This is a genomic window from Exiguobacterium sp. s128 (genome assembly GCF_018618815.1).
Taxonomy (GTDB): domain Bacteria; phylum Bacillota; class Bacilli; order Exiguobacteriales; family Exiguobacteriaceae; genus Exiguobacterium_A; species Exiguobacterium_A antarcticum.
Window position 1 is genome coordinate 1 of the sequence record NZ_JACSMT010000058.1, and the last position, 13,591, is coordinate 13,591.

A 13,591-nucleotide genomic window follows, 5' to 3' on the forward strand; every position below is an offset into this window, starting at 1 on the left:
GATACCGGGGTTTTCGCTTTTTTTCTATGTTCGATTTAAAATCCGATGGATTTTATGTGTCAACCACACCTTATGGTGATGAGCCAAAATATAACATATTATTAAAAAATGGGAATGGAATTTTAAAAATAACAATAGGAAATATAAACAGGTAAGTAAGACAAAGTTAATAAATAAATGTCAAAAATAAAAAAGCATCTTCTAATAAAATACTCTATAATCAAATTATCACTAAAATTTGGAATTTCAGAATTGAGGAAGAATTGACATGAACAAAGCAGTAAAACTCATCATGACAGGTGTACTTAGTCTCTCATTGATCAGTGTGACATCAGCTGAAAGTCACGCGGCGACGAAAGCCAAGGCATTCAAAAACTGTACGGAGATGCAGAAAACGTACAAGGGTGGAGTTTCGAAGAAGGCGGGACTCAAAAACCGGACCGGCTACGACAAAAACGGCAAAGCCATCTACAAAGAGACAAAATACAAAGCTTATGTCAGCTTAGCGACGTATAACCTTAATACAAAAAGTGACCGTGACAAAGACGGCATCGCCTGCGAACGTTAAAAAAAGACCCGCTTCCGATTTTTCGGAAAGCGGGTCTTCGTCTGTTTAGTTGAAGTTTTTCTTGAGGAAGTCTGTGACTTCGTCCGGTGTTTTTGCGTTGGCACTGTGCAAGTGACCCAGTTTCTCGTTGTTTTGGAAGACGAGCAGGCTTGGAATCCCCATGACGACGTTGTCCGATGCGATTTCCGGGAATTCATCTTTGTCGATCGTATAGATCGGCAGTTCGCTGAATTGTGCTTCGACGTCCGGCATGAAGTAGTCCATCCGTTTGCAGTCCGGGCACCAGTCGGCTTCGAACTTGATGATGACCGGTGTGTCGCTTGCGATCAATTCTTTAAACGTATCTTCACTTTTAATGTAGTTACTCATGTGTTAGTTCCCCCTGTTAATGTGTGTAGTTTCAGTGTACTGATTCCAAGGGCAAGATGCACGAATTATGATTGAAGGATATCCAGTTTCTGCAAAAATGTTGTAGAGTGAAACAGCGTTCAGTATGCGCAAATTGCACAAGAAGCACCATGCAACAACAAAAGATGAATTGCCCTCAGGAAAAACTATTGGTCTTTTATTAATTAACTAGTTTTAAGCAAAATGATTTCTATAGACCCACTTGATTTCAACCTGTTACGATGAGGTTTGCTAATCGACAGAGCGAGTGGGGGCGACAAAAATGGATCAACAAAAATATGATAATTTAAAGCTTGGTGAGCGTGGTGCGATTATTAGCATCATTGCCTATATTGTGTTATCAATTGTTAAATTAATTGTCGGCTACACGGCGGATTCAGCGGCTTTACGAGCGGATGGTTTGAACAATACGACAGACATCATTGCATCGATTGCCGTCTTAATCGGATTACGGATCTCAAGACGTCCGGCAGACGATGATCATAAATACGGGCACTGGAAAAGTGAGACGATTGCTTCGATGGTCGCTTCCTTCATTATGATGGCAGTTGGTCTCCAAGTATTGATTGATACGATCTCGACGTTATTCGAAGGCAAACAGGAGTCGCCTGACATCGTCGCGGCCTATGTCGGGATTGGTTCTGCCATCGTGATGTACTTCGTCTACCGTTACAACCGGAACCTGTCACGGAAAATTGACAGCAAGGCGGTCATGGCGGCCGCTAAGGATAACTTGTCCGATGCCTGGGTCAGTATCGGGACGACAGTCGGAATCGTCGGTTCCCAGTTCGGGATGCCGTGGCTCGATATCGTGACGGCGATCATCGTCGGGTTCTTGATCTGTAAGACCGCGTGGGATATCTTCTCGGAAGCGTCTCATGAACTGTCGGACGGCTTTGATGAACACAAACTCAAAATGTATGAAGATGTGATTTATGATCTTGACGGCGTCAAAGGGATTAAATCGATCAAAGGCCGAAATTACGGCAACAATGAAGTCGTCGATGTCGTGATTCTCGTCAATTCGCAACTGAATGTCCATCAAGCGCACGATATCGCGACGAAGGTCGAGGATACGTTGACCGATGAGTACGGCGTCTACGACATTCATGTCCATGTCGAGCCGGAATGAAGCAGATAAAAAGAACGATCGTCTTCTGACGATCGTTCTTTTTTAATTCAGGGGTTTATATCCCATCACTGCAACAGTATGGAATTGTCTTGAAACAGGACCTTCGACAAAGATAACATCGGAAAATCCATGTTTTTTTGCCGCAGGAAGGAGTTCGACCTGGACTAAGTCTCTCACACCGGTCCAAATGACATCATTTTTACTGTCACAGAACGTGATGACAAAATGACCGCCCGGTTTTAAGGCATGGTAGAGAGTTGCTAAGGTACCGGAGATGTTTTCCCAAAAATAGAGCGTGTGTATAGTAAATACTTTGTCGAACTGCTCGTTTGGAAAAGCTAATTTGTTTAGGTCGCCGTATACGATATTGACTTGATTCGACCGAATGGCCTGTTTATTTCTGATTTGTGCGGAACGAATCATGGTTGAAGAAGAATCGACACCAACAATCTGTTTCGCTAATGATTGATGGACAAGTCGTTCGATGGCATAACCTGCCCCGCAGCCGAGTTCTAGAATGGTGTCCTCTTTTTGGACGTTCAGCAGATTTACGGTCCACTCAGTCTCCGGTTGATGTTGCCTCACCATTTTTTCCCCGATGTATGTGCCAAACCGTCCTGTAGGATGTGCATATTGCTGATCAATGAAACGTTTAATGGTTGCAATGATGGTGATCCGCTCCTTCCGTTTAAAAATTCCGTTCGATCGTTAATGCCAGTGCGCCAACTTGTTTCTCTGATTCTCTTGAGTATATCGTATAGGTTGCCTTTCACAAGTCATGGACTTGGACAGCTTGTTGCTTTTGATCATTCAAGCGGATTTCGACCACTTTTTTTGACAACGATTGACTGAAAAGGTTCTTCATATAATCCCATCCTATGTAGCAACTCAGTTTCTCCTTCCTGACAATTCCCTTGATTTTGAAGATACTTCATGATACTTGAAACGACCAATCGCTCGATGATGAATATGTGCATTTTCACATTGTTTATTGATTGACATTGGGAATTAATCGGCGTAATTTAATTTATATAGATAATCGTTCGATATGGAACGATTCAAAATGGAACATGGAGGTGGAAGGATGGAAACGGAACAACGTGAGCCGGTCCGTTCGACGGCAATGATGCAATCTTTTTGGAATGTCCAGCGGCATCTCGTTCGGGCAGCCCATCAGACGGCACAGGAAAATGGACTGAGTTTACCGCAATTTCACAGCTTGATGACGATTGCGCCAAGAAGCCCGATTACCCAAAAGGAACTTGCCGCACATACGCATTTACCGAAAAGTACGCTCAGTCAATCGATTGAAGGGCTTGTTCAATCAGGCTGGGTGATCCGGGAAACGAATCCGGACAACCGGCGCGAGGTCGTCTTGAATTTAAGTGATCACGGACGGCAGTTCGTCGATGCGATCAAGCGGCAGGAGGCGGGGATGCAACAACGGCTCGAACAGGTCCTCGATCAGATTGACCCGGCTGCCTTTGAACAGATGCTCAAGACGCACGAACAAATTGCAGACGGATTAAAAGACATCTTGTCACCAGGAAACGGAGGCTGTGCAGATGATTAAGTTACTCAAAAATCTGACGACCTATAAATGGGCCGTCTTCGCCGTCTTGATTCTCGTCTTCGCCCAATCGATGTCCGATTTGTATTTACCGACCTTGATGGCGGACATCATCGATAACGGTGTTGTGACGGGCGATACGGCGTACATTTGGAAAATCGGAGCGGTCATGCTGGGGATTACCGGGCTCGGTGCACTCGCCGCGATTACTGCCAGCTATTATTCCTCAAAGGCGGCGATGGGACTTGGGCGCGACATCCGCCGGAAAGTCTTTAACCACGTCGAACGGTTTACGTTACAAGAGTTTGATCAAGTCGGAACGGCGTCTTTGATTACCCGGACGACGAACGATATCACGCAAGTCCAGCAAGTCGTCATCATGATGTTGCGTATGGTCGTCAGTGCGCCGATCATGTTCGTCGGGGGTTTGATCATGGCCGTCTCGAAAGACGCCAAACTGTCACTCGTCATCGTCGCCGCGATGCCAGTTTTGGTCGTATCGATCTTGTTGATCCTCTGGAAAGGGGTTCCGCTGTTCGGACAAGTCCAAAAACGACTCGACCGCTTGAATTTGGTTTTACGGGAAAATCTGACCGGGATTCGTGTCATCCGGGCTTTTAATCGTGAATCGGAAGAAAAGGTTCGGTTAACGAAAGCGAATGCCGACTTGACGGACGTCTCGATCAAAGTCAATAAAATCATGGCCTTTTTGATGCCGGTCATGATGCTTGTGATGAACTTGACGGTTGTTGGTGTCATTTGGTTCGGTGGAATCCGGATCAACAACGGCGGGATGCAGATCGGGGATTTGATGGCGTTCATTCAATATGTCATGCAAATCATGTTTGCCCTCGTCATGGCATCGGTCATGTTCGTCATGATTCCCCGTGCTGCCGTCTCGGCGAAACGGATCAATGAAGTGTTGGAGATGGAACCGACGATGGTCGATGCCGGAACAGCTTCTGCCGACCGCGAACGTGGAACCCTTGTCTTTGATCATGTGACGTTCAGTTATCCGGGCGCGGAAGCTCCGGTCTTATCCGATATCAGTTTTACGGCTCGACCGGGTGAAACGACGGCCGTGATTGGCGGAACCGGCTCCGGGAAATCGACGCTCGTCAACTTGATTCCCCGGTTTTATGACGTGACGAACGGCAGTATTCAAGTCAACGGTGTCGACAGCCAGGCTGTCCCGCAAGAGGAATTACGCTCAAAGATCGGCTTTGTGCCGCAAAAAGCGCTGTTGTTCACGGGAACGATCGCGGACAACATCCGCTTCGGGAAAGAGGATGCGACGGACGAAGAAATTCGACATGCAGCGCGTGTCGCCCAAGCGACGGATTTCATTGAACGGATGCCAAATCAGTATGACTCGATCCTTGAACAAGGCGGATCCAACGTCTCCGGTGGTCAAAAACAACGGTTGTCAATCGCTCGGGCACTTGTCCGCAAACCCGACATCTATGTCTTTGACGACAGTTTCTCAGCACTTGATTTCAAGACGGACGCGACGTTACGCAAAGCCTTGAAGCAGGAAACGGGTGAGGCAACGGTCTTGATCGTTGCACAACGTGTCAGTACGGTCATGGATGCCGATCAAATCATCGTCCTTGAAGAAGGACGCATTGCCGGAATCGGAACGCATGACGAACTGTATGAAACAAACGACGTCTATCAAGAAATCGTCAAATCCCAACTGTCAGAGGAGGAGATCGCATGAGTACAAGTACAACAAAACGTCCTGCCGGCGGCCCTCCAGGTGGACCAGGTGGTGGTCCCGGCGGCGGGAACATGATGATGATGGGCGAAAAACCGAAAAACTTCAAAGCGACGTTCCGCCGGTTGCTCGGTTATCTGAAGCCACGCCGGACGGCCTTGATTGCTGTCTTCATCGCTGCGATTCTCAGTACGGTCTTCATGATTGCCGGACCGAAAATCATGGGAACGGCCATCACGGAACTGTTCGAAGGGGCGTACGCGAAGTTCCAAGGAGTTCCGGGAGCAGAGATCGACTTTACGAAAATCGGGCAGATTCTGTTATTACTCGCCGGACTGTACGTCATCAGCAGCCTGTTCAGTTACATTCAGCAATACATCATGTCGAGTGTCGCCCAGAAAACGGTCTATGATTTACGCGAAGACGTCAATCAGAAACTCGAACGTTTACCGCTGAAGTATTATGACGGGCGTCCAAACGGCGAGACGCTCAGTCGTGTCACGAATGACATCGATACGATCGGCAGTACGTTGCAACAAAGTGTGACATCCTTCATCACCTCGATCGTGACGATTGTCGGGATCTTGATCATGATGTTGACGATCAGTCCGATCTTGACATTGATCTCACTTGTCTCGTTACCGCTCTCGATTTTTGCCATTCGTCCGATCTTAAAACGGTCACAAAAGTACTTTGCCGATCAACAACGGACACTCGGACAATTAAACGGGCACGTCGAAGAGATGTATACCGGTCATCCGGTCGTCAAAGCGTTTGGTCATGAACGAAAAGCGGTTGAACAATTTGATGCCGTCAATGACGAATTATATGAAGCGGGGCGAAAAGCCCAGTTCATCTCCGGGATCATCATGCCGATGATGATGTTCATCGGGAATATCAGTTATGTCTTGATCAGTGTCGTCGGGGGGATTCTGGTCACCCAGCGCAGCATCTCGATTGGGGACATTCAAGCGTTCATCACCTATACCCGCCAGTTCACGCAACCGATCACCCAGACGGCAAACATCGCCAACATCGTCCAGTCGACGGTCGCGGCAGCAGAACGGGTTTTTGAACTGTTGGATGAAGAAGAGGAAATCAAAGAAGTCACGACCCATCAGTTGACGAAAGCCGACGGAGCGGTTGCCTTTGAACACGTCGACTTCGGTTACAGCGAACAGTTGTTGATCGAAGATATGAATATCGACGTCAAACCGGGTCAAACGGTGGCGATCGTTGGTCCGACCGGTGCCGGGAAAACGACGTTGATCAACCTGTTGATGCGGTTCTATGAACTCAATCGGGGTGTCATCCGGATTGACGGGATCGATACACGGAAGATGTCACGGGAAGATTTACGGACGACGTTCGGGATGGTGCTCCAAGATACGTGGCTCTTTAACGGAACGATTCGTGACAATCTCGCCTACGGGAAAATCGGGGCGACGGAAGATGAAATCATTGAAGCGGCAAAAACGGCCCACGCCGACCACTTCATCCGGACGTTACCGGACGGATACGATACGGTCTTGAACGAAGAAGCGTCGAATATCTCACAAGGACAAAAACAGTTGTTGACGATTGCCCGGGCGGTCCTCGCCGACCCACCGATCATGATTCTCGATGAAGCGACGTCAAGCGTCGATACGCGGACGGAAATCTTCATTCAAAAAGCGATGAAACGGTTGATGGAAGGACGGACAAGTTTTGTCATCGCCCACCGTCTGTCGACGATCAAGGATGCGGATTTGATTTTGGTCATGGATCAAGGCCGTGTCATTGAACAAGGGACACATGAAGCATTACTCAAAGCAAACGGCTTTTATGCGGATCTCTACAACAGTCAGTTCTCAGAAAAAGAAGTGGTCTAAGGAAAACCGATTCAGGGGAAGTGGACGCGGAAATGGCTTGTCCGTCTCTGACAGCGCAGGTACCTGCGCTTTTCCCTGTAGGAGTCGAGTGAATCAAAGAATTTAGATTGTAGATGAGCATTTAAGCGACAGCTTGTGGCAGTACCCAACCAGGGTGCTGTCTTTTTTTGTACAATCTTTTTTCTTGTCTTAGTATACCTGTAGGGGTATATTGTTGGCAGGAACTTATTTAGCAAAGGAGCAAACAAGATGAAAAATATTACGGCAAACGAGTTAGAACAAACATTAGAGCAAAATCCAACCACTCAATTAATCGATGTCCGCGAAACGGATGAATATGCAGCAGGTCATATCAAGCAGGCGAAAAATCTTCCGTTATCCGAACTGACAGAACGGACCCATGAATTGGAGGCAACACGACCGCTTCATGTCATCTGCTTATCCGGTGGACGGAGCATGAATGCATCAATGTATCTGGAGCAGGCCGGCTTCGATGTGACGAACGTGGATGGCGGCATGATGAGTTGGCAGGGCGACATCACTGAATAACACATTCTGATTACTTTTAAGGGGGAACTACCATGTTATTACGTTATTTCTATGATGAAAAGTTAGCACAAGCTTCTTATATGGTCGGCTGTCAGATGACGGGCGAGGCAATTGTCATTGATCCCTCCCGTAATATCGAAGGGTATCTCAAAGAAGCGGCAAAAGAAGGATTACACATCGTCGCGACGGCAGAAACACATATCCATGCTGATTTCGTCTCCGGTTCCCGCGAGTTTGCCGAACGATTCGATACGACGGCCTATCTGTCTGACGAAGGGGACGCCGACTGGAAGTACGGATTTGCTTCGGACATCGAAGCGAAACTCGTGACGGACGGCGACCGTTTTAAAATCGGAAACGTGACGTTTGAAGTCATGCATACACTGGGTCATACACCGGAACACATCTCATTTTTGTTATATGATCGCAGCCAGACGGTACCGATGGGGATCTTTACGGGAGATTTCGTTTTCGTCGGTGATATCGGACGTCCGGATTTACTTGAAGAAGCAGCAGGTCTTCAAGGGACGACAGCCGTCGGAGCGAAGCAGATGTTCGAGTCGTTGAAACGATTCAAAGCGTTGCCGGATTTCGTCCAAGTCTGGCCGGGGCACGGTGCCGGCAGTGCTTGTGGGAAAGCACTTGGTGCGATTCCGACGACGACAGTCGGTTATGAAAAACGGACGAACTGGGCGTTGCAGATGGAGGACGAAGTCGCATTCGTTAAAGAATTAACGACGGATCAGCCTGAACCACCCAATTACTTTGCGACGATGAAACGCGTCAACAAAGAAGGGATTGCCGTGACGACGACACTTTCTTCACCACGTGTCGCAGACGCTACAGAAGTAAACGAATTGGTCAAAACGATGCAAGTCGTCGATACACGTAACGGAAAATCGTTTGCAGCGGGTCATATCCCGGGGACGATCAACATTCCTTACAACTCGAAGTTCGTCACGTGGGCGGGATGGTTACTCGATTTTGATCATGAGATTGCTGTGATTGCGGAACCGAATCAACTTCAGACGATCCAGACGGATCTCCAATCGGTTGGTCTCGATCGTTTTGTGACACTGATCGATGTCGCAGGTTTACCGAATGAACAATTGACGGAACGGTATCCGGACTGTAGTGCAGAAAAAGCAGTAGGAGCGGCAGAAGCAGGTGACGTCTTTGTCCTGGATGTCCGGAACAAAACGGAATGGGACGGCGGACATTATGAAAAAGCCGAACGGATTCTGCTCGGGAAACTGGCATCACGTTACGAAGAGATTCCGACCGATCGTCCCGTCGCGGTGCATTGTGCGTCCGGTGTTCGTTCACGGATGGCAGTCAGTGTGCTGCAAGCACTTGGGATTAAGGATGTCATCAATATCGATGGTGGATATGCGGCGGTTCAAACGGTCCTCAACCAACAAGCCTTAACGGAATCGTGACAGTGACATACTAAAAAGCATAATTTTTTTCCAATGGATGGTTCTTAATAGAATCAGCCATTTTTTTAAATACTATTCACAAAATCCCACTTTCAGGTTAAAAGTGGTTTAATAATTCCTTAAGCCGGGGAAATTAAAGAAGTGTCGGAAATATATTAATTTATTTAGAAATGAAGGAGCGTGGCAGGATGAACAACTTTTGGAACAGTACGTCATTTGACGTAAACGGGATCCTTGGGACTCTCGGTAACATTTTAGGAGCACTTATCGTATTCCTTATCGGATGGCTGATTGCGAAACTGATCGCAAACGGCATTCAAAAGGCATTGGAAAAATCTGGTGTCGTCAACAAGTTGTCACCACAAAAAGAAGGTACGCCACCACAAAAGAAAAAGTGGACACCGGAAAAAATTATCGGGACTGTCATCTTCTGGCTCTTGATGGTGTTCGTCTTAATCTTAGTCTTCAACATCTTGAACCTTAACATCATTGCAGGACCACTCGCGGCTACGATGAGCACCTTGCTCGCGGCAATCCCGAACATCTTGCAAGCAGCCTTGATTCTTCTTCTTGCTTACGTCATCGCGGTTGTTCTCCGCATGGTCATCGTCAAAGGTGGAACGAAGTTGATGTCGAACGAAAAAATCCGTTCGAACAAAATGCTTCAAGGTCAAACGGATCTGTCTAACTATCCGAAGATTGCAGGCGAAATCGTCTTCTATCTTGTGTTGTTACTGTTCTTGCCGGGTGTACTCGGTGCCCTTAACATCGAAAGTGTTTCGGAACCGTTCAGTCAGTTACTATCGTCGTTCCTTGGATTCATCCCACGTCTGATCGCTGCAGCAGCTATCTTCTTCGTCGGATTCCTTGTTGCGAAAATCGTTCGCGACATCGTGACGAACTTCCTGCATGCTGTCGGAACAGACAAATTTGCTTCACGCTTCAACATTGGTACAAACGAACCAAAAGACACAAAATCACTTTCTTCAATCCTTGGTACAGTCGTCTTCATCTTGATCTTAATTCCGATCACGATTTCGGCACTTGATCAGCTCAACATCAAAGGAATCACAGGACCAGCCATCAATATGTTGAATGATGTCCTTGGTATGATTCCAAACATCATCATCGGTGTTGTCTTGATCCTTGTGGGTCTCTATATCGGTCGTTTTGTTAAAAAATTCGTTGCTGACCTCTTGTCGCGCCTCGGATTTAACAACTTGACGCGTCACTTGAAAGTCGGTAGCTGGGATGCAAACAATGCATCGACATCACCATCATCAATCGTTGGATCACTTGTTGAGATCGTCATCGTCGTCTTGTTCGTCGTCGAAGCCTTCAACTTGATTGGTCTTGAGTTCATGGTTGACCTGGGTCGTGCTGTTCTTGCCTTCCTTCCGAGTGTCTTGACTGCGATCATCATCTTGGCCATCGGTATCATCATCAGTAACTTGGTGAAACGTACGATGGACAGCCTGTTCGCCAACTCAGATTTAAAAGTTCTGTCGAGCGTCGCGAAATACGCCATTCTTGCTCTTGCTGTCTTCATGGCACTTGATCAACTTGGTGTGGCAGCTACAATCGTCAATTCAGCGTTCATCTTGATCCTTGGTGCGGTTGCACTGGCTTTCGGACTTGCATTTGGTTTAGGTGGTCGTGATAACGCTTCACGTTACCTCAATCGTTTACAGAAAAAAGCCGAAAACACAGACATCGACACATCAAACCTGCCAACAAACAACACACCGTCTGCTTCGACGAAGCCAAGCTTAAAAGAAGCAGCTAAAGGTGCAGCGTCAAAAGCAGCAGATGATGTGACACCAGATCAAGCACCACAAGCTTCTAAATCATCATCAACGAATGTGAACCCGACACATGGTACGCCAAAGGGTGCACTTCCTGAAAATGATTTAGCACAACAGGACGATTACCCGATCGATCCGGACACGAACCGTGGTCCGAATCTGGATCATCCGAACGACCGTCCGTAAATCAACTGACTCCTTCGCTGTTCCGGCGAAGGAGTTTTTTTGCTTATCTGCTGTGCCGCATAGCTGTATTGTAGAAAAACGACAAAACTGGTTTGACCAATTTGTGAAAAAACACAGAAAGTTATGCTTATAAAAGCTGACATCGTTTGTTATGATAAGAAAGTCAACTGGAAAATGATTTGAATATTCAGAAAAAAGAGAAAGTTCGGAGGGTGTTTTATGAGTTTGCTTCGCAAAAAAGATGTCAGTGTCATGATGGATCAAAAAAGTCATTCCAAGCTGGCACGGCATTTATCGGGTTTTGATCTGGTCTTACTCGGTATTGGTGCTATTATCGGGACGGGGATTTTCGTCTTAACTGGAACAGGGGCGTTGTATGCAGGACCTGCTTTACCGGTCGCCTTTATTATTTCTGCTATTGTCTGTGCATTAGCCGCCCTCTGTTATGCAGAATTTTCATCGATGATTCCTGTGTCAGGTAGTGTCTACACCTACACGTATGCGACAATCGGAGAACTCGTTGCCTGGATTATCGGTTGGTGTCTCATTTTGGAATATGGTTTAGCGTCGAGTGCGGTCGCAACAGGCTGGTCCGGTTACTTCCAATCGTTGTTATCCGGCTTCGGCATTGGGTTACCGACGATGTTGACGGCTGCACCGGGTGCTGTACCCGGCAGTGAAACATTCTTTAACTTACCGGCCTTCTTGATTTTGATGGTCATCACGTTTTTACTGTCGATGGGAATCAAGGAAACAAAACGAGTCAACAATATCATGGTCCTCGTCAAAGTCGCCGTCGTCATCTTGTTCATCGTCGTCGGGATCTGGTACGTCGAACCTGGTAACTACACACCATTCGCACCGTTCGGTATCAGTGGTGTCTTGCAGGCGTCAGCAATCGCTTTCTTCGCCTACCTTGGTTTTGACGCCGTCACATCAGCAGCAGAAGAAGTGAAGGATCCAGGCCGTAACTTACCGATCGGGATCTTAGGATCGCTTGCAATCGTCACCGTTTTGTATGTCGTCGTATCGGCCATCATGGTCGGAATCGTCCCGTTCAAACAATTTGAAGGCGTCGACAGCCCGGTTTCACTCGCATTAAAAGTCGCTGGTCAGGACTGGGTCGCTGGATTCGTTGACTTAGGGGCAATCGTTGGTATGACGACCGTCATCCTCGTCATGACGTTTGGTCTTGTTCGTCTGTTGTTCGCGATGAGTCGTGACGGGTTACTGCCAAAAATCTTCTCGGACGTAAATGAGAAATCCCATACACCTGTGAAAGCGACATGGATCGCGTTCTTTATCTGGACAGGAATTGGACTTGCTGTTTACTTCCTGTACGGAAGAACACGCTCAAAATTGCACCAATGAGATTTAGCCATCCAGGCACGTTTCTGGATGGCTTTTTTTGTTTGTTTTTTTGCAGGAATGAACAAGCAAAAAGGCGAACGATTGTAAAGAAAGGGGCGATCCGAAATGATTCATATTAAACGGGCACCTGATACAGAAACGGCATTTTTAGTGATGAAGGAAGGGTTCAGCGACTATATGATTCCACTGGGGCTTTCGCTCGAGGTGTTTCAAGAACGGATTTTAAAACGCGATGGCAATCAGCTCGAGCATTCCTTTATCGCCTACCACGGCGAACGACCGGTCGCGATTTGGTTAAACGGACTGAAGACAATCAAGAAAAAGACAGTCATGCGTTGTGGGGGACTGGGAGTCGATCCGCAGTACCGGCGGCTTGGAATCGCCAAAGCCTTATATGAAGCGCAACTGAGTTATGCCAAGTCCTTGAACGTCGACTGTCTGATGCTTGAAGTCATTCAGGGAAATGAGCCGGCCATTTCGCTCTATCAGAAATTTGGTTACCGCACAGTCGACGAACTCGGCTATTTTCTTCGGGAAGAACCCGACCAGACGGAGCCGCTTATCGAGATTGATGCTGTTGCATTTGAGCGACGCTACATACAGCAAGGGGAATACATCTGGCAACAAGATCAGACGGTAATGAAGCAGGCGCAAGCACAGTATTTTGAACTCGACGGAGCGTTCATTGCGACCGCCCATGAGTCGATTTTTGCGATTGTAACGGAAGAAGAAGAAGTGGCACGAATCGCGACGGAAGCGACACGCCGTTTGACGGGAACCCGTTATCAGTTGCAGTCGACCAATCAACAAGTGTGGAAAGATTTGCGTCAAGCTGGTTGGAAGCAACGGGAGTTAAAACAATTCGTCATGAGTCAAACGATCTGATTTGAACTACCTCCACCTACGCTTCACTTAGAGGTGGAGGATTCCTGAGTTATCCGACCTGACGGTCGAAACCTGATCAGGCTAACCCCG

General features: G+C 47.3%; 12 protein-coding genes. 10 read left to right on the plus strand and 2 right to left on the minus strand.

Annotated elements, in window-relative coordinates; genetic code table 11:
- Positions 1–268: 268 nt before the first annotated feature.
- Positions 269–568 carry an excalibur calcium-binding domain-containing protein gene (locus tag KNQ13_RS14660; RefSeq protein ID WP_014969341.1) on the plus strand — a complete coding sequence of 100 codons (300 nt, stop codon included), beginning with the start codon at positions 269–271 and terminating at the stop codon, positions 566–568.
- Between the two features lie 45 nt (positions 569–613).
- Here the strand turns inward: KNQ13_RS14660 and KNQ13_RS14665 are convergent, their stop codons facing one another.
- Entirely contained in the window at positions 614–937 is a 324-nt protein-coding gene (locus tag KNQ13_RS14665) for a thioredoxin family protein (protein WP_014969342.1), read from the minus strand.
- Between the two features lie 301 nt (positions 938–1,238).
- On the opposite strand from KNQ13_RS14665, the gene KNQ13_RS14670 reads away from it, so the two are divergent.
- On the plus strand, positions 1,239–2,108 hold the full coding sequence (locus KNQ13_RS14670) for a cation diffusion facilitator family transporter (RefSeq protein WP_014969343.1): 870 nt from the start codon (positions 1,239–1,241) through the stop codon (positions 2,106–2,108).
- A gap of 42 nt (positions 2,109–2,150) precedes the next feature.
- Here KNQ13_RS14670 and KNQ13_RS14675 read toward each other — a convergent pair whose 3' ends face one another.
- Complete coding sequence (locus tag KNQ13_RS14675) at positions 2,151–2,693, minus strand: class I SAM-dependent methyltransferase (protein WP_160166519.1); 543 nt, start codon at positions 2,691–2,693, stop codon at positions 2,151–2,153.
- Positions 2,694–3,192: 499 nt separating this feature from the next.
- On the opposite strand from KNQ13_RS14675, the gene KNQ13_RS14680 reads away from it, so the two are divergent.
- From KNQ13_RS14680 to KNQ13_RS14715, 8 genes are all read left to right on the plus strand, one after another.
- Positions 3,193–3,681, plus strand: a complete 489-nt coding sequence (locus KNQ13_RS14680; RefSeq protein WP_014969346.1) for a MarR family winged helix-turn-helix transcriptional regulator — start codon at positions 3,193–3,195, stop codon at positions 3,679–3,681.
- The gene (locus KNQ13_RS14685) at positions 3,674–5,398 is read left to right on the plus strand and encodes an ABC transporter ATP-binding protein (RefSeq protein WP_026830662.1); all 1,725 of its coding nucleotides are present in this window, start codon (positions 3,674–3,676) and stop codon (positions 5,396–5,398) included. Before KNQ13_RS14680 ends, KNQ13_RS14685 begins: the two co-directional genes overlap by 8 nt.
- The gene (locus tag KNQ13_RS14690) at positions 5,395–7,266 is read left to right on the plus strand and encodes an ABC transporter ATP-binding protein (RefSeq protein ID WP_026830663.1); all 1,872 of its coding nucleotides are present in this window, start codon (positions 5,395–5,397) and stop codon (positions 7,264–7,266) included. Before KNQ13_RS14685 ends, KNQ13_RS14690 begins: the two co-directional genes overlap by 4 nt.
- A gap of 249 nt (positions 7,267–7,515) precedes the next feature.
- Positions 7,516–7,815 carry a rhodanese-like domain-containing protein gene (locus KNQ13_RS14695; RefSeq protein WP_014969349.1) on the plus strand — a complete coding sequence of 100 codons (300 nt, stop codon included), beginning with the start codon at positions 7,516–7,518 and terminating at the stop codon, positions 7,813–7,815.
- Positions 7,816–7,847: 32 nt separating this feature from the next.
- A complete protein-coding gene (locus tag KNQ13_RS14700; protein WP_209548349.1) occupies positions 7,848–9,254 on the plus strand; it encodes an MBL fold metallo-hydrolase in 1,407 nt (468 codons plus the stop codon).
- A 188-nt stretch (positions 9,255–9,442) separates the two neighbouring features.
- Positions 9,443–11,245, plus strand: coding sequence for a mechanosensitive ion channel (locus tag KNQ13_RS14705; RefSeq protein ID WP_014969351.1), 1,803 nt, complete (start codon positions 9,443–9,445; stop codon positions 11,243–11,245).
- A 219-nt stretch (positions 11,246–11,464) separates the two neighbouring features.
- A complete protein-coding gene (locus tag KNQ13_RS14710) occupies positions 11,465–12,616 on the plus strand; it encodes an amino acid permease (RefSeq protein WP_209548350.1) in 1,152 nt (383 codons plus the stop codon).
- 105 nt (positions 12,617–12,721) lie between these two features.
- Positions 12,722–13,501 (plus strand): GNAT family N-acetyltransferase, encoded by a 780-nt coding sequence (locus KNQ13_RS14715; protein ID WP_051590482.1) that lies wholly within the window; start codon positions 12,722–12,724, stop codon positions 13,499–13,501.
- Positions 13,502–13,591 lie beyond the last annotated feature (90 nt).